Here is a 16,038-nt window from a genome sequence, read left to right on the forward strand (position 1 = left end):
AGGGTTAATACCCACAGTTTTACGGAAACCGGCCAGCGGCAAAAAAAGAGCCGCGAAAGCGGCTCTCAAGGTAAAACAGGGAGAAAAATCAGACCAATTCGCCGTATGGAGAAGATGCCTGAGGTCCAGAAGAACTGGACATGTATAGTAATCTCTCAGAAAGCTTAATTTTTGGTTAATGGTAAACGAAAGACTGCCCCGTAATATTCATTTTCGGGCGCTGGATGAGCCTTAGCTTACGGCAGCGGAAGTGCAGTCGTGTACCTATTCTGCAGGGCGCGTCAGGATCGGAAGAGATTTTCCGCCGCCTGCCTTCCGGCGGATTTCCGTGTCCTCTCCTCTTCGAGTCGGGTGATTTCGGCTTGCAGAAGATCGATACGGCTGCTCAGCTCGTCCACGGAAAGAAGGCTGAGATCGCCACCGATCTCATGCGCTGCCGGTTTTTGCGGACGGTCATCGTCAAAGAGGCTCATATGCCTGCTCCTTTTTCCACATAGTCGCCATCGTCGCCTGGATATTGCGGCGCGCGCGGGTCAAGCGCAATACTTTCCGGCGTGACGAGCGGCGAGGGTGTCGTTGGCATCATCGTCGAGAAATTGTCTTTTTCCTCGGTTGAAAGTGCTGCGCGCCGGCGGCTTCTGATGATGGCATAGGCGGTGATGAGCAGATGGGCCACAGCCGTGACCAGAAACAGCGCATAGGGGCCGAAATGGGTCATGATCGCGCCGCCGAGCGTCGGGCCGATGATGGTGCCGATGCCGTAAAGCAGCAGCAGACCACCGGAAACCTTGACGAAGTCTTCCGATGCGGCGAAGTCGTTGGCATGTGCCACGGCGATGGGATAGAGCGCATTGGCGGCGGCGCCATAAATGGCGATCATCGAAATCAGCACATAAACATCATGCGGTTGGACCACCGCGACAGCCAGGCCCGCGACCGCGCCAAGCCCGGCCAAGCCCGCCAGCACATAGCGGCGGTCTATCCGGTCTGAAAGCCGGCCTGCGGGAAATTGCGCCAGCGCACCGACGAAAATCGTGACGGACACCATGATGGCGATCATGGTCGGGTCCAGTCCTGCCCGCGCACCGAAGACGGCGCCGAGCGTACCGTAAGCGCCGTTGGCAATGCCGATCATCAGAATGCCGATGAAGGAAACCGGTGAGTTGCGGTAAAGGGCCGGCAGATCCAGCTTCACCTTCTGCAACGGCTGTGGGCTCGCCGCTTTCGAAAGCGTGGCCGGCAGAATGGCGATGCAATAGATGATGCCGCAGATCATGAACAGCGAGGTATTGCTGATATCCCCCATCGGCACGATCATCTGCCCCGCCACGACGCCGAGCAGCGTGATGGCGATATAAAGCGAGAAGATCATGCCACGACTTTCATTGGTGGCGCGCTCGTTCAGCCAGCTTTCGATGATCATCGAGGTTCCGGCCGTGCAGAAACCGGTTAGCGCGCGCAGCGCGATCCATGAGGTGTCGTCGATGATAAGGCCGGTCATCAGCACCGTCAGGCACACCAGCGCCACGAAGGACCCGAATGCCCGCACATGGCCAGCGCGGCGTACGATGGCAGGCGCGACAAAGCAACCGACGACGAATCCCGCCGCCCAGGAGGTGCCCAGAAAGCCAAGAATTTCGTTGGAGTAACCTTCCGCCGAACCACGCACCGGCAGCACGAGGCCCTGAAGGCCGTTGCCGAGAAAAAGAAACAGAGTGCTGGATAAAAGAGCGAATACGGGTAGAAGATTTCTGCTCATGAAAACACTCTCATGCGTTCGGACGGACGGTCGGACAGGTCATAGGACGGGCGTTACCCGAATGAGTTGCACTCTTCTGGTGAACGGTAAAAATGTCCAGCCTGTGACGATGCAGAAATAAAGAAAAGGCTCAATAAATGACAAAGGCGATCGGCCTTTTTTTACTGCTGGCCATGGTGGTCCAGATCATCCGGCCGCTCGGTCTGCCGGGCCTGAAAAAAAGAGGCGATTGCTGGAAGATCGCGGTTGCCGCCTTTGTCATCTGGTCGGTGACGCTGCTTCTGCGCCCGTAAGGAAAAACCGCCGCGGAGGCAGGCTCCTTTCAGGCGGGTGGCGGCTCCGCATCGGGCACGACCGATAAAGTATGCTTGAGGCATTTAAGTGCGAAACAGGAGCGGGAATGGCGCACACCCTCGATCTTGTAGAGCTTGCGGCGCAGAAACTGCTCGTAGCCCGCGGTTCCCGCCACCGCCACCTTGATGAGATAATCATATTCGCCGGTTGTCAGATAGGCTTCCAGCACTTCGGGAAGAGCGGCCATGGCCTTACCGAAACGTTCCAGAACTTCATCGTCGTGACGTTCCAGCATGACCTCGATGATCACCGTCTCCGTCAGTCCCAGATGGGCCTGATCGAGAATGGCGGTATAGCCGCGAATGACCCCTTCGTCTTCCAGCCGCTTGACGCGCTGCCAGCAAGGGCTGGGCGACAGCCCCACCTTTTCCGATAGTTCCGTATTGCTCAGCCTGCCGTTCTCCAGCAGGGCCCGCAATATTTTGCGGTCAATTCTGTCCAGCGGCTTCGTCATGCCGGTCTCCCTGAAATGTATCGCAAAAAAATCTGCCGTCCGCGGGGCCGCTCGCGAAAGAAGTGTTTTCCGAAGGGCACTTTGACGACGCCATTCGAAAGCACCTTTGGCTGGTCTTTAAGTACCGTACTGCAAGGTACAGGCAGCAGGGAGGAGCAGGCATGGCACCCACACGGCAACAGCATTTTCCACGGCCGAGAACGCTGATACACCCCGGTATTTCTTCGCCGGTGCGTATCAACAGCCTGCGCTCGCCATCTGCGCGTCATATGCGGCTGTTCATCGCGCCGGGGTGCAGCCTCTACGATGGCATCGTGCGGCCTTTGGCCGAAAACGGCATCGAAAATGCCTCTTTGACCATTCTCGGCGGTTATTTCGACATCCTGTCCTATTGCGTGGCTCCACCCGATCCTTCCGGCAGGGCGGTCATCGCCTATACGAAACCCATCGATGCCGGGGCGGCCTGGCTGGTTTTCGGCAACGCGACGCTGGGGCGGAGCATGAAGGGCGAGCCGATCGTGCATTGCCATGCCGCCATGCGGACTGCGGCGGGTGTGGTCAAAGGCGGCCATTTGCTGACGGAATCCTGTATCGTCGGAGAAAGCGGCATTTCCGCCCTTGTGACCTCGCTCGACAGTTTTGTGCTGCAGCAGTCCTTCGATCCCGAAACCAATATTCCCCTTCTTCAACCCAGGAACCGCACGGAGCCCGCCGATGAACACGCATAACACTGTCGAATCCGGCTCCATGGGCCGCGTGGCCTATGCCCGCATTGCGCCCAATGAAGACCTCGTGCTCGGCGTCGAGAAACTGTGCCTGGCCGAAGGTTTCCGCAACGCCTTCGTGCGCGGCGCGCTGGGCAGTCTGGTGGATGCGTGCCTCGGCACCCGCACCGGTGCGTTTTTGCAGATAAGCGGTCCTGCCGTTGAAATCGTTTCGATTGCCGGTGAGGTGCGCGCCCAGCCGGATGGCTCCCTGCGCGCCGCGCTGACCGGCGTTGTCGCCGACACCGATGGCGCGGTTTACGGCGGTCCCTTCATCGCCGGCGCCAACCCGGTGTGCATGACCTTCGAGGTGACGCTGGAAGAATGGTTGCCTGCGGAAAAGCCGCAGGCGGCGTGAGGTACGGTAAGGCGGGCGGTGGAGTTGCACGGCGCAACTCATGCCGCCGCCCCCTGTCTTTCGGTCAGAAGCAGCTCGAAAGTGACGCAGACCGGGTTTTTGCCGCGCACCAGCCGCCCGCCGCTGATCTGCGTGGTAAGATCGACCATCGCAATATCCAGCATTGCCCGTTCGCCACCCGTGGCGGCGGGGTGGATGCGGCCATTGCGGATGAGGATTTCGCTGGCATAGGCGGTGAGACTTGTTCCGTCTTCATAATCCGCGCCGATCAGGCTGCCGATACCATTGACCTCGGCCTGCCGCAGGTCGAACTCTCTGCAGGCGGCTTCAAGCGCCGTGCAGATATCGGTATTGGGCCGAACGGTGCACAACAGCGCCCGGAGCCCTGCATCCTTCCGGTTGCGCGGCTGAGCGATGGGCGTGAAGAGGGGGAAATTGGTTTCCTCATCCTTCTGCACGTCCAGAATTGCGCCATCCAGCGCCAGCGCCTCGAGCGGCGTTTCCCCGGCAAATTCGGACTCCAAAGGCAGCAGGTGGCCCATGGAGAGAACGCCTTCGGCACTTTTCCACGAACCGTGGCAGTGCAGGAACGGCTGACCGTCGCGCCGCCCCATATGCAGGCCGGCATCGATGATTGTGCCCCCCGGCATGGAGAAAGTTTCGCTATACCAGGCGGCATGCGCGTCATCGGGTGCCGCTGCGGGCATGACATAGTGCAACCGCTTCATCGGCACATTTTTCAGTCTGACATAACCCCCATAGAAACCCTGTTCGACAAAGGCTTCTGCAATCGCCTCATTGACGCAGACACCGGGTCTGGCATTCAGCCTGACCGGATGGGCGTGGCAACCGACGACTCGGAAGCGTTCGGGTGTTGCCGGCCCCGGATGGACGATGCTGCGCGGAAGCCCCTTCGGGGGCGTTATCGTCATACCGCAAGCCCTGCGGTAATGAAGCCGCCGTCTACGGCCAGCACCTGACCGTTGATGTAGCTCGCGTCGTCCGACACAAGGAAAGCCACGGCAGAGGCAATCTCGTCCGTCCTGCCATAGCGGTGCATGGGAACGCGGCTGTGCCACTGGCTGCGAACATTCTCCGTATGAACCGCCTGGGTGAGGGGGGTATCGACGGGGCCGGGCGCAATCGCATTGACGCGAATGCCCGATTGCCCCAGTTCGTTTGCCATAACCATCGTCAGAAGATTGACGCCGCCTTTTGAAGCGCCATAGGCGCTGCGACCACGATTGCCGCACATGCCGGAAACCGAGCTGATATTGACGATCGAACCGGAAATTGCGCGGTCCAGCCAATAACGCGCGGCGGTGCGGGCCACGGCGAAACTGCCGACGAGATTGACGTCAACGATACGACGGAATTCTTCCACGCTGGTATCGACCGAAAGCTTGTCGATGCCGATGCCGGCGCTGTTGACGACGGCCACCAGATCGGCGCCGTCTGACGTCAAGGCGGCGAAAGCCTCTTCTATCGACGTCTCATCCGCCACGTTGCAGACGATGCCGCGCGAAGCATCGATGCCGAGTTTTTCGCAGGCCGCATCCAGCGCCTCACGCTTGAGATCCAAAAGCCATGGCTGCCAGCCGCGCGCCATCAACAGCTGCGCCGTGGAAAAGCCGATACCCGATGCGCCGCCGGTGATGGCGACAGCGCCTTTCATCTCTCTCGTCTGCTGTGTCATACCGTCTCCTCCCGGTTATGCGTTACGGCCTTCAGCCAGTCAGTTTTTCCTCAAAAACCGGCATCTGGCCGCGCTTTTCCAGCTCCTCGCGGATCATCTTCTTGGTGATCTTGCCATAGGCGGATTTCGGCATGGCATCCCAGAACACAATGGCTTTCGGCAGCTTGTAACGGGCCATCTTGCCGTCGAGATAGGCTTTCAGGTCGATGCCGGCGATATCCGCGCCCTCCCGCGCCACGCAGACGGCGACGCCGACCTCGCCCCACACCGCATCCGGCACGCCCAGAACTGCTGTCTCGCTGATATCCGGATGCATGAGGATTTTTTCCTCGATCTCGCGCGGATAGATGTTCGAGCCGCCGGAAATATACATGTCGGAGGCGCGGCCGGTGATGTAGACGAAACCGTTCTCGTCGCGGTGACCAAGATCGCCGGTGCGGAACCAGCCGTCGCGGAAGGCTTTGGCATTGGCATCGGGATTATCGTAATAACCTGCGAAAACAGCAGGGCCGATAACGCAGATTTCGCCGGTTTCACCGGCCTGAAGCTCCTCGCCCGCATCGTTCTGGATTTGCACTTCCATGCCGGTGCGATCGAAACCGCAGGTGCCGATCCGTGCCTCCGGGCCGTCCTCGGCGTTGTGGAAGGAAGGCGGCAGCACGGTTATGTTGCCGGTCACTTCGCCAAGGCCGAAATATTGCACCAGCACCGGGCCGAGCTTGGCGAGCGCCCGTTTTTGATCGGCGCGATACATGGGCGCACCGGCATAGATGACGTAGCGCAACGAGGAATGATCGAAACGATCCACGGAAGGGTCTTCGATCAGCATTTTCAGAATGGTCGGCACGGTAAAGGCATTGGTGACGCGCCATTTCTCGATCAGCGCCCACACCGCTGGCACATCGAGTTTTTCCGCAGCCGGAAGCACCGTTTTTGCCCCATGCGCCACCTGCACGAGCTGGTGAATGCCCGCGCCGTGCGAAAGCGGCGCAACGACGATGGAAGCGTCGCCCGGTCCGGTGCCGGGCATCAGATCGCAAAGATGGTTGGTGATGACGAAGGCCATCTGGCCATGGGTCAGCACCGCAGCCTTGGGCCGACCCGTCGTGCCGGAGGTGAAGAAGAACCAGCAGGGATCGTCCCGATCCACCGCCTCGCTTTTTACTTTCTGGCCCAGATGGCGGGCCACGATAGTATCGTAGTCCTCGCCAAATTCGGCCGGGCCAATGGCGATGGTGAAATCGATCGCGGTTGCTTCGCGGCTCGCCCTTGCATGCTCGGGAAAAGCGCTGGCGCAGATCATGCCGCGTGCGCCGCTGGCTTTTGCCAGATAAGCCACCTCATCGGGCGACTGGCGATAATTGGTCGGCACCCACACCGCGCCCACGCGGAAGCAGGCGAACATGGATTCGAACATCTGGTTGTTGTTGGAAGACTGCACCAGAATGCGGTCACCTTTCCTGACGCCGAATTCGGTTACCAGCGCCTGCGCCATGGCATCGACGCGGGCGTCCATTTCAGCCCATGTCCAGCTCTTGTCACCCCATACGAAGCCGATGTCGGCGGGGTTGCGGCGCGCTGCCTGGGTCAGGAAATGCGAGAGATTCATGACCCGCGTGGTCGAAGGCGCAACCCCGCCCGGAGGATGTATCGTCATTTCACGCGCTCCATGATCGAGACATAGTTGGCAACCGCAGTTCCCCCCATGTTGAAAACACCGGCGAGCGAGGCACCGGGAATCTGCATGTCGCCCGCTTCGCCCATCAATTGCATCGCCGCCATGACATGCATGGAGACCCCGGTTGCCCCAACCGGATGCCCCTTGGATTTCAGCCCGCCGGAGGGGTTGATCGGCAGGCGACCGGTTTTCAGGGCCGTGCCTTCGCGCACCACCCGGTGCCCTTCACCGGGCTTCGCCAATCCCATCGCCTCATATTCGATGAGTTCGGCAATGGTGAAGCAATCATGGGTTTCGACGAAGGAGAGGTCGTCGAGCGTCGCGCCTGCGAGTTCCAGCGAACCTGCCCAGGCGCGGCGCGCGCCCTCGAAGGCCAGCGGATCGCGGCGGCTGAGCGCCAGAATGTCATTGACATGCTTGCGGCCCCGGAAACCGATGGCCCGGTTGAGTGTCGCTGCGGTTTCCTCATCGGCCAGAATGATGGCGGCGGCGCCATCGGAAATCAGCGAGCAGTCGGTGCGGCGCAGCGGGCCTGCGACGTAAGGGTTCTTATCCGATACCGTGTTGCAGAAATCGAAGCCGAAATCCTTGCGCATATGGGCGTAGGGATTGACCGCGCCATTGGCGTGGTTCTTGGCGGCGATCATCGCCAGTTCTTCCGAGCGATCGCCATAGCGCTGGAAATAAGCCTGGGCGATACGTCCGAACTGGCCGGCAAAGCCGCCGGAAATATCGGCTTCTTCGGCACGGTAGCAGGCGGATAGCAGGATTTCACCCACCTCGGCGGTTGGCAGCGCCGTCATTTTTTCGGCGCCGACAACGAGCGCGATGCGCCCACGCCCGGCCTCGATGAAATCCATGGCGCTGTAAAGGGCGGCCGATCCTGTCGAGCAGGCATTCTCGAAACGCACGGCGGGCGTGTAGGCGAGGCGCTCATCGCCCATGGCCACCAGCGCGCCCTGAAAATCCTGTTTCGAGAAACCGTTATTCATCACGCCGACGAAAATGCCGTCTATATCGCCGACATCGACGCCCGCATGGTCTATGGCTGGCGCCACGACCGAAGCCATCAGTTGTTCGGTATTTTCAAGGGCCGATTTGCCGAAAGGCGAATGCGCCCAGCCGACGATCTGCGCTTTGCTCATTTGCTCGTTCTCCTTGTTTGCCGTTTCGCGTCGCCTTCGCCGCGCGTGCGGGCGCGGCTGGCCATCATTTCCGCAATGCGTGTCTCGATGCGGGTCACTTCCTCGCGCAGCACCGCCGCCAGTTCCGGTTGGCGCTCCGGCCGCATGCGGCTGTCGACGGCGGCAATGCTCAACGCCCCCGCCACTGCGCCATCCGGTGTCCGGATGGCAACGCCGATACCCCAGGAATTCGAGAGGATCAGACCCGGATTGAGCGAATAACCATTGGTTCGCGTCAATTCGACATCGCGGCGCAGTCCGTCCAGCGTGATGCCGGGATAGTTCGCGGCAATCAGCCCGCTATTGGCGGCAATGACGCTTTCCACCTCGGCATCGGGCAGCGCCGCCAGCATGGCGAGCGATCCCGCGCCAATGCCCAGTGGGTGCTCGAAACCGGCCTGAAGCGCGTGGGTGCGCACCGGCCAGGTGCCTTCTTCGCGATAGAGGCATAATGCGAACGTGTCGCGACGCACGGAAAGGAAGCTCGAATCCTCTGTCCGGCGGGAAATGCGCGTCAGACTGTCCTGGGCCATCTGCAGCAAGCCGAAACGGCGCGATGACAGGCTGCCGAGCACATAGGCTTCCTCGCCCAGATAATAACGCCGCGTTTCCTCATCCTGCTCCACCAGGCCTGCGCGGATCAGCGCCAGCAGCAGGCGTCGGGCCGTGGGCTTGTTCAGCCCGCTTTCGGTGACGATGACCGAAAGCGCCACACCGCGTTCGGCATGACGCCCCACCATGGAGAGCAGCCCTAGCGCCCGGTCTACCGCGCGTGCGCCTGTCAGGTCGTTTTCCATCGGGATCATCGTGGCCATATCAGGAAAACGCTCCCACCGCACAGCTTTGCCCGCCATCGACCGGCAGGCAGATTCCGGTGATGAACTTGGCTTCATCGGACGCCAGAAAGACTGCCGCGCGGGCGATATCGAAGGCATCGCCCATGCGGCCTACCGGGACTGCAGCATTGCGCGCCGCCACCATATCCTCGACGGAGGCATATTGATTGCTGATCTGTTTGTAGATCAGCGGCGTGTTTATCATTCCGGGCAGAACGCAATTGGCGCGAATGCCCTGGCGGGCATATTGCATGGCCAACGCCACCGTTGCCTGGTTTACGGCGGCTTTCATGGCGTAATAGGCAAAATAGGGATAGCCGGTCCAGCGAATGGAGGCGAGAGAGGAGATGTTGACGATGGCCCCGCCGCCCTGCGCCAGCATCACCGGCAGCACCGCCTTGGCGGTGCGATAAACGGAGCCGATATTGAGATCGACCGAGGCTCGAAAGCATTCCTCATCCAGCTCGACCGGGCCGCCCATATGGGTCACGCCGACATTGTTGTGCAGAATATCGATGCCGCCGAAGACCTCGCAGGTCCGTGCAACCGTGGCAGATACGGAATCGAGTTCCGTGACATCGGCAGCAACCGCAATCGCCTCGAAACCTTCGCCGCGAATGATCTGCGCGGTTTCCTCGGCCGCGTCAGCGGAGAGGTCGACACAGGCCACGCGTGCGCCTTCGCGGGCAAATTGCACGGCCGCAGCCTTGCCATTGCCAAAACCCGGACCAGATGATCCTGCGCCAAAAACTATGGCGCGTTTTCCCGTCAGGCGACCTGTCAAAACAGTCTCCATTACAATCGTCAGAAATAGTCGGGTCGGCCCCGCTAGAGTGTTTCCACTTTTCCTGGAAATGCTCTCAAAGCGGGGCCAATTATTCAGCGGACCGGTCAGGTCAGGCTGGCGCCAACGGCCTTTTCGAGAATGGCCCAGGCTTCATCGCCATATTTGCCCTTCCATTCGGAATAGAAACCGGCTTCCTTGAGGGTTGCACGGAAGAGTGAGGCGTCGGTGTCGTTGAAGGTCATGCCCTTGGCAATCAGGTCTTCCTTCACCGAGGCATTGAGCTTCGCCACATCGGCCCGCTCCTCCTTGCCGGCTTGATTGAGGTTTTTGGCAACGATGGCGCGCAGGTCATCCGGCAGGCGCTCCCAGGCGCGCTTGTTCGCCAGGAACCAGAAGCCGTCCCACATATGGTTGGTGACCGAGCAGAATTTCTGCACTTCGAACAGCTTGGCGGTGGAAATGATCGCCAGCGGGTTTTCCTGGCCATCGACAACGCCGGTCTGCAAGGCGGTGTAGACTTCAGCGAAATTGATCGAGGCTGGGGCCGACTTGAAGGCCTTGAACATCGAGGTCCAGAGCGGGCTTACCGGCACGCGGATCTTGAAGCTTTCGAGATCGGCCGGCGTGGCGATGGGCTTGGACGCGCTGGTGATCTGGCGGAAACCGTTATCCCAGATGGTGTCCATGGCAACGAGGTTCTGTTTGGCGATTTCGCCGCGCACATATTTGCCGAGATCGCCATCCATGGCCGCCCAAACCGAATCGTAGTTCGGGAAGGCGAAGCCGATGCCGCTGATGGATGCATTCGGCACTAGCGTCGACAGGATCAGTGGCGAAAGCGTAAAGAATTCAACGCCGCCAGAGCGTACCTGGCTCAACACGTCGGTATCAGCGCCCAACTGGCTGCTGGGGAAGATGTTGATATTCACCTGGCCGTCGGTTTCCTTGGCGATACGGTCAGCCGCTTCCTTGGCGCGGATGTTCATGGGGTGCGCGGCGGGCAGGTTGTTGGCATATTTATAATTGAATTGCGCAGCGCGGGCGCGCGACACAAAAGCGGTGGCAAGAACGGCAGAACCGGCGCCGGCCAACACGGTACGTCTGTTGATATTCATTGCTTTCTCCTCCCAAAATAAAAGCATGTGTCATTCATCGGCGTGGCGGGTGGACCCGCCACGGTCTCAGAGCAGAATTGTCGAGAAGCCCGGAACTGCTGCAATCAGCAGCAGACCGATGACCATGGCTGCAAGATAGGGCCAGATGGCGCCCATGGCCTCATCAGGCGAAACATTGCCTATCTTGCAGGCGATATAGAAACCGATGCCGATGGGCGGCGCCATCAGGCCGATATTCATCGCGACAACCACCACCATCGAATAATGGATGTCGTTGATGCCAAGCGTGCGGGCGATGGGGAACATGATCGGTGCGAGCAATACGATAGCCGGCAGGCCTTCCAGCACGCAGCCGAGGATCATGAAAATCAGGATCGATACGACCATATACGTCATCCATCCGCCCGGCAGATCGGTGATCATCGCGGTCAGCTGGAAGGCAAAGCCGCTCTGCGTCAGGCCCCAGGCCATGGCCGAGGCGCAGCCGAGGATCAGCAGGATCGCCCCGGAAAGGGCTGCCGTCTCCACCAGCATGGAATAGAGCTTTTTGAGGCTGATGCCGCCATAAAGCACCGCACCGATAATCATCGCATAAAGCACGGCAATGGTGGAAACCTCGGTTGCCGTCGCCACGCCGCCGCCGACGAGGCTGCGGATGAGGAAGGGCAGAACCAGCGCTGGTGCGGCAATCAGCGCCGCCTTGCCGACCAGCGGCCACGGGGTGCGTTTTGCGCCTTCCATGTTTTCATGCCGCGCCTTCCAGCGGGCGAGCACGGCCAGTACCAGAAGCAGCACCATGGCGATCATGAAGCCGGAAGTGAACAGGCCGGCAATCGACACGCCCGCCGCCGAACCGAGAACGATCAGCACGATGGAGGGCGGAACCGTATCGGCCATGGCGGCGCCGGTGGCGAGCAGCGCAATCATTTCCTTGGGCTTGTGGCCACGGCGCTTCATTTCCGGAAACAGCGCCGGTGCAACCGTTGCCATGTCCGAAACCTTGGAGCCGGAAATGCCCGAGACCAGAAACAGCGAGCCGAGCAGCACATAGGACATGCCGGCGCGAATATGCCCGAACATCGAGGATAGCAGCTCGACAATCGCCCTGCCCATGCCGGTGGCATCGAGCACACAGCCCAGCAGCACGAAAACCGGAACCGACAGCAGAATGATGCCCGACATGCCCTCGTCAATGCGCCCGATCATCACGATGGTCGGAACCCAGGTGGTAAAGGTCAGGTAGGCGAGGGTTCCAAGGCCAAAACAGAAGGCGATCGGTACGCCCAGCACCAGAAACACCGCCACGAACAGGCCGAGGAAGATCGCCAGATTGAAATTGCCGAAAGTTTCGAGCGTCGGCGATGCCAGATAGAGCAGGCCGGAGACGACCGCGACGGTGACAACGGCTGCGATGATGTCCCGCAGATTTTCCCTGCGGAAGAGATTGTTGAGGACCAGCAGCAGCATCAGACAGGCGCCAACCGGCAAGGCCGCGGCGCGGAAGGACATTGGAATATTCAGCGCCGCCGAGGTAACGACCCATTCCTCAATGGCATATTCTATCGCCGGCTTGATAATCGCCGCAAGAAATGTCGCCACCAGCACCAAAGCGAGTGAATTGACATAACCCAGAATGCGCTGCGGAAACATGTTGAGAAACAGCGTCAGTCGCAGGTGTTCGCTACGATCGATGGCAATTGCCGCACCCAGCATGGCAAACCAAAGGAAGCTCAACGACGCCGTTTCATCGATCCAGACGATTGGCAAATGCAGGGCATAGCGCGATGTCACGCCCAGCAGAAGCAGGCCGATCATCACCGCCAGCAGCACGGCCGCCACGGCCTCAATGGGTCGCATGAACCATGAGCCTGTTACCGGCCCGGTATGCAAAAGCTCTCCATCGAGTACAAATACGTCGTCATTCGCGTTTGCGGTCATGGTCATCGGGGCCTCCTCTCCCACAGAACAACCTTCGCAACGGACTGCGGCAGACAAAGAGAATTATCCGCGCCGAGGCCAATATCATGACCGACGCATCAGGATATATCTGTCATTGCCAGACCGGCCAGACCCCTCCAAAAAGCCTGAAACTAGCGGTATATTGCCTCCACAATATGGACCGTTAAAAAACTATGCATTCGGGATACACAGGAAAAGTGCCAAAATCAACTGTATAAATGCAGTATTGCGCGGTTTTCATCGCATACTTATAGGTCCACATAGTGGATCATACTATAATTGGTTGAAATTTATCTGTGATGTAACGAGCGCGCAGCAATTTCCGGGGCTTTCCGGAAGCCCATCGAGACGAAAGCGCTTATGATGCCGGGCGATCCGGATGGTCTGGCGCTATGCGCTGAAGAAGTCGGAGAGCAAATCCGCTGCCTATTGCGGCAATGACGGTCTAAAGTCGTCAGGTTGCACGACTTGAGCGGATAAGGCTGCCCGTGGTGGACATGCTTCCACTCAGGCGATGCACAATCAAAACGGTGGAGAATTATCAGTCGGGTAAAATGAAAGACGATTGGGTCCGGGTGACGGAATACGGACGATCTTGCTTTATCAAACGAAGCAGCCGCCCTTTAAGGCGGCTGCTGTTTATCTGATGTTCTCTGTCAGCCTCAGGCTGCCTTTTCGAGTTCCTGCTTCCAGTTACCCTTGGCGGCGAGGCTGTTCATCGCGGCGCGGTGCGTGAAGGCGCGCTGGCCGGCGGCGACATTTTCCTGCTTGCCGCCCCATGTCTTGAGGGCCGTATCCTGAAGCGCGCGGCCATAGGAATAGGTCAGAGACCAGGGCAGGTCGTAGCCGGCATTCATGGCGGAGAGATGGGCGGTCGCCTCTTCGGAGGACTGGCCGCCGGAAAGGAAGGCTATGCCAGGAACGGCGGAAGGCACGGTCGCCTTCAGAACCTTCACGGTCTTTTCCGCCACTTCCTCGACGGAAGCCTTGCGGGCCTTCTTGCCGTCGATGATCATATTCGGCTTGAGGATCATGCCTTCAAGGTTCACACGGGCGTCGAACAGGTCCGCGAAGACGGTCTGGAGAACCCATTGCGTGACTTCCGCACAGCGGTCGATGTCATGCGTGCCCGGTTCGCCGTCCATCAGCACTTCCGGCTCCACGATCGGCACGATATCCGCCTGCTGGCAGAGGGCGGCGTAGCGGGCGAGCGACTGGGAGTTTGCCTTGATAGAACCCCAGCTCGGACGCTGCTCGCCGATGGTGATGACGCCGCGCCACTTGGCGAAACGCGCGCCGGCCTCATGATACTTGCGCAGGCGCTCGTAAAGACCGTCGAGGCCTTCGGTAATGAATTCATGCGGGTGGAAAGCCATCGGCTTGGCGCCGATATCCACCTTGATGCCCGGCAGGCTGCCGGCCGCCTTGATGATATCCACGAAAGGCGTGCCGTCGGCGGCCTTCTGGAAAAGGGTCTCTTCATAAAGGATGACGCCGGAGATGTATTTCTTCATGGCGTCGTCGGAACGGAACAGCATCTCGCGATAATCGCGGCGGGCGGTCTCGGTGGACTCCAGATTGATGCTGTCGAAACGCTTTTTGATCGTTCCCGTGGATTCGTCGGCGGCGAGCAGGCCCTTGCCGTCGGCGACCATTTTGATTGCGATGTCTTCGAGACGTTCGGTCATTTGCTATTCTCCCAAGGCACAATAAATTTCCGATAACAGAAGTTCCAGGGCAGGGAAATGGCACGCTAACTCATTGAAACGATTGAAATGATTTCAATCGTTTGAAACTTTTCCTCCCGGTGCCGCTTACCAAAAAGCAAGGCCGGACAAGCATGGCTTGTCCGGCCTCGTGTCAGGCAAGTAGGGTGAGTTTACTTGGCGGCGGTCAGGATGGCAACGCCCGGCAATTCCTTGCCTTCCATCCATTCGAGGAAGGCGCCGCCGGCCGTCGAAACATAGGAGAAATCCTCGGAAACGCCGGCGTGGTTGAGCGCGGCAACGGTATCGCCGCCGCCGGCGACGGAGACGAGCTTGCCGGCCTTGGTGCATTCCGCCGCGTGTTTTGCGGCAGCCACGGTCGCCGCGTCGAAGGGCTCGATTTCGAAGGCGCCGAGCGGGCCGTTCCAGACCAGCGTTTCGGCGCGGGAAATCCAGGCCTTGATGCTTTCAACCGATTTTGGGCCGACATCGAGAACCATGGCATCAGCGGGAATGGCGTTGATGTCGACGATTTCATTGGCCGCACCGGCCTTGAATTCGCGAGCGACGACGCCGTCCTCCGGCAGCACGATGGCGCAGCCGGATGTCGCAGCCTCGATCATGATCTGCTTTGCGGTCTCGGCGAGATCATGCTCGCACAGCGATTTGCCGACCTGCGCGCCGCGGGCGGCGAGGAAGGTGTTGGCCATGCCGCCGCCGATGACGAGGGCGTCGACCTTCTTGACGAGGTTCATCAGCAGATCGATCTTGCTCGAAACCTTGGCGCCACCGACGATGGCGACGACCGGACGGACTGGCTGGCCGAGGCCCTTTTCCAGAGCCTCAAGCTCGGCCTGCATGGTGCGGCCGGCATAGGCGGGCAGGTGGCGCGCCAGGCCCTCGGTGGAGGCATGGGCGCGGTGGGCGGCGGAGAAGGCGTCGTTCACATAGATATCGCCATTGGCTGCCAGAGCTTCGACGAAGGCCGGATCGTTCTTTTCTTCGCCCTTGTGGAAACGGGTATTTTCCAGAAGCAGGATATCGCCATCGTTCAGTTTAGCGACGGCGTCCGCCGCCGGTGCGCCGATGCAGTCGGTCGCGAAGGAAACGGCGTGATCCAATACTTCCTCGACGGCGGGTACGATCTGGGAAAGCGACATGTCGGCCACCGGTTCGCCCTTCGGACGGCCGAAATGGGCAAGCAGAATGACTTTTGCGCCCTTGGAGGACAGTTCCAGAATGGTCGGCGCAACGCGTTCGATACGGGTTGCGTCCGTCACCTTGCCATCTGCGACCGGCACGTTGAGATCAACGCGGACGAGAACGCGCTTTCCGGCAATGTCGTTGAGGTCGTCGAGGGTCTTGAAAGCGGGCATAGGTCGATCCTG

Annotated in this window: 16 protein-coding genes; 3 read left to right on the forward strand and 13 right to left on the reverse strand. The window is 59.9% G+C overall.

The genetic code is table 11. The annotated features are described in order from the left end of the window. Window positions 1-281: 281 nt before the first annotated feature. Both ACQZ40_RS06965 and ACQZ40_RS06970 read right to left on the reverse strand, forming a co-directional pair. On the reverse strand, window positions 282-473 hold the full coding sequence (locus ACQZ40_RS06965; protein ID WP_003506186.1) for a DUF1192 domain-containing protein: 192 nt from the start codon (window positions 471-473) through the stop codon (window positions 282-284). Further along, window positions 470-1,759 (reverse strand): MFS transporter, encoded by a 1,290-nt coding sequence (locus ACQZ40_RS06970; protein ID WP_035262904.1) that lies wholly within the window; start codon window positions 1,757-1,759, stop codon window positions 470-472. Before ACQZ40_RS06970 ends, ACQZ40_RS06965 begins: the two co-directional genes overlap by 4 nt. Window positions 1,760-1,896: 137 nt before the next feature. Here ACQZ40_RS06970 and ACQZ40_RS06975 point away from each other — a divergent pair, with 137 nt between their 5' ends. Next, complete coding sequence (locus tag ACQZ40_RS06975) at window positions 1,897-2,052, forward strand: hypothetical protein (RefSeq protein ID WP_003520354.1); 156 nt, start codon at window positions 1,897-1,899, stop codon at window positions 2,050-2,052. A 29-nt stretch (window positions 2,053-2,081) separates the two neighbouring features. On the opposite strand, the gene ACQZ40_RS06980 is transcribed toward ACQZ40_RS06975, so the two are convergent. Further along, window positions 2,082-2,567 (reverse strand): Lrp/AsnC family transcriptional regulator, encoded by a 486-nt coding sequence (locus ACQZ40_RS06980; RefSeq protein ID WP_065656502.1) that lies wholly within the window; start codon window positions 2,565-2,567, stop codon window positions 2,082-2,084. A 161-nt stretch (window positions 2,568-2,728) separates the two neighbouring features. Here ACQZ40_RS06980 and ACQZ40_RS06985 point away from each other — a divergent pair, with 161 nt between their 5' ends. Together ACQZ40_RS06985 and ACQZ40_RS06990 are read left to right on the forward strand one after the other, a co-directional pair. After that, entirely contained in the window at window positions 2,729-3,295 is a 567-nt protein-coding gene (locus ACQZ40_RS06985) for a DNA-binding protein (RefSeq protein WP_161987912.1), read from the forward strand. Next, a complete protein-coding gene (locus ACQZ40_RS06990) occupies window positions 3,282-3,689 on the forward strand; it encodes a PPC domain-containing DNA-binding protein (protein WP_161987911.1) in 408 nt (135 codons plus the stop codon). Before ACQZ40_RS06985 ends, ACQZ40_RS06990 begins: the two co-directional genes overlap by 14 nt. Before the next feature lie 38 nt (window positions 3,690-3,727). On the opposite strand, the gene ACQZ40_RS06995 is transcribed toward ACQZ40_RS06990, so the two are convergent. The 10 genes from ACQZ40_RS06995 to ACQZ40_RS07040 all read right to left on the reverse strand — a co-directional run bounded on the left by ACQZ40_RS06995 (window position 3,728) and on the right by ACQZ40_RS07040 (window position 16,026). Next, window positions 3,728-4,621 (reverse strand): PCC domain-containing protein, encoded by an 894-nt coding sequence (locus tag ACQZ40_RS06995; RefSeq protein ID WP_448747640.1) that lies wholly within the window; start codon window positions 4,619-4,621, stop codon window positions 3,728-3,730. After that, complete coding sequence (locus ACQZ40_RS07000; RefSeq protein ID WP_065656499.1) at window positions 4,618-5,385, reverse strand: SDR family NAD(P)-dependent oxidoreductase; 768 nt, start codon at window positions 5,383-5,385, stop codon at window positions 4,618-4,620. The genes ACQZ40_RS06995 and ACQZ40_RS07000 overlap by 4 nt, the downstream gene beginning before the upstream one ends. Window positions 5,386-5,416: 31 nt before the next feature. Further along, window positions 5,417-7,042, reverse strand: a complete 1,626-nt coding sequence (locus tag ACQZ40_RS07005; RefSeq protein ID WP_448747641.1) for an acyl-CoA synthetase — start codon at window positions 7,040-7,042, stop codon at window positions 5,417-5,419. Beyond that, the gene (locus ACQZ40_RS07010; RefSeq protein WP_065656497.1) at window positions 7,039-8,208 is read right to left on the reverse strand and encodes an acetyl-CoA acetyltransferase; all 1,170 of its coding nucleotides are present in this window, start codon (window positions 8,206-8,208) and stop codon (window positions 7,039-7,041) included. Before ACQZ40_RS07010 ends, ACQZ40_RS07005 begins: the two co-directional genes overlap by 4 nt. Further along, window positions 8,205-9,062 (reverse strand): IclR family transcriptional regulator, encoded by an 858-nt coding sequence (locus tag ACQZ40_RS07015; RefSeq protein WP_065656496.1) that lies wholly within the window; start codon window positions 9,060-9,062, stop codon window positions 8,205-8,207. Before ACQZ40_RS07015 ends, ACQZ40_RS07010 begins: the two co-directional genes overlap by 4 nt. Window position 9,063: 1 nt before the next feature. Continuing rightward, window positions 9,064-9,867, reverse strand: a complete 804-nt coding sequence (locus tag ACQZ40_RS07020) for an SDR family NAD(P)-dependent oxidoreductase (protein ID WP_448747642.1) — start codon at window positions 9,865-9,867, stop codon at window positions 9,064-9,066. 107 nt (window positions 9,868-9,974) lie between these two features. Then, window positions 9,975-10,985 carry a TRAP transporter substrate-binding protein gene (locus ACQZ40_RS07025; RefSeq protein WP_448747643.1) on the reverse strand — a complete coding sequence of 337 codons (1,011 nt, stop codon included), beginning with the start codon at window positions 10,983-10,985 and terminating at the stop codon, window positions 9,975-9,977. Between the two features lie 66 nt (window positions 10,986-11,051). Continuing rightward, on the reverse strand, window positions 11,052-12,929 hold the full coding sequence (locus tag ACQZ40_RS07030; protein ID WP_448747644.1) for a TRAP transporter large permease subunit: 1,878 nt from the start codon (window positions 12,927-12,929) through the stop codon (window positions 11,052-11,054). A gap of 677 nt (window positions 12,930-13,606) precedes the next feature. Beyond that, the gene (locus ACQZ40_RS07035) at window positions 13,607-14,632 is read right to left on the reverse strand and encodes a class I fructose-bisphosphate aldolase (protein ID WP_003523197.1); all 1,026 of its coding nucleotides are present in this window, start codon (window positions 14,630-14,632) and stop codon (window positions 13,607-13,609) included. 191 nt (window positions 14,633-14,823) lie between these two features. Then, window positions 14,824-16,026, reverse strand: coding sequence for a phosphoglycerate kinase (locus tag ACQZ40_RS07040; protein WP_003523198.1), 1,203 nt, complete (start codon window positions 16,024-16,026; stop codon window positions 14,824-14,826). Between the last annotated feature and the right edge of the window lie 12 nt (window positions 16,027-16,038).

The organism is Agrobacterium sp. 16-172Ci (genome assembly GCF_053522725.1).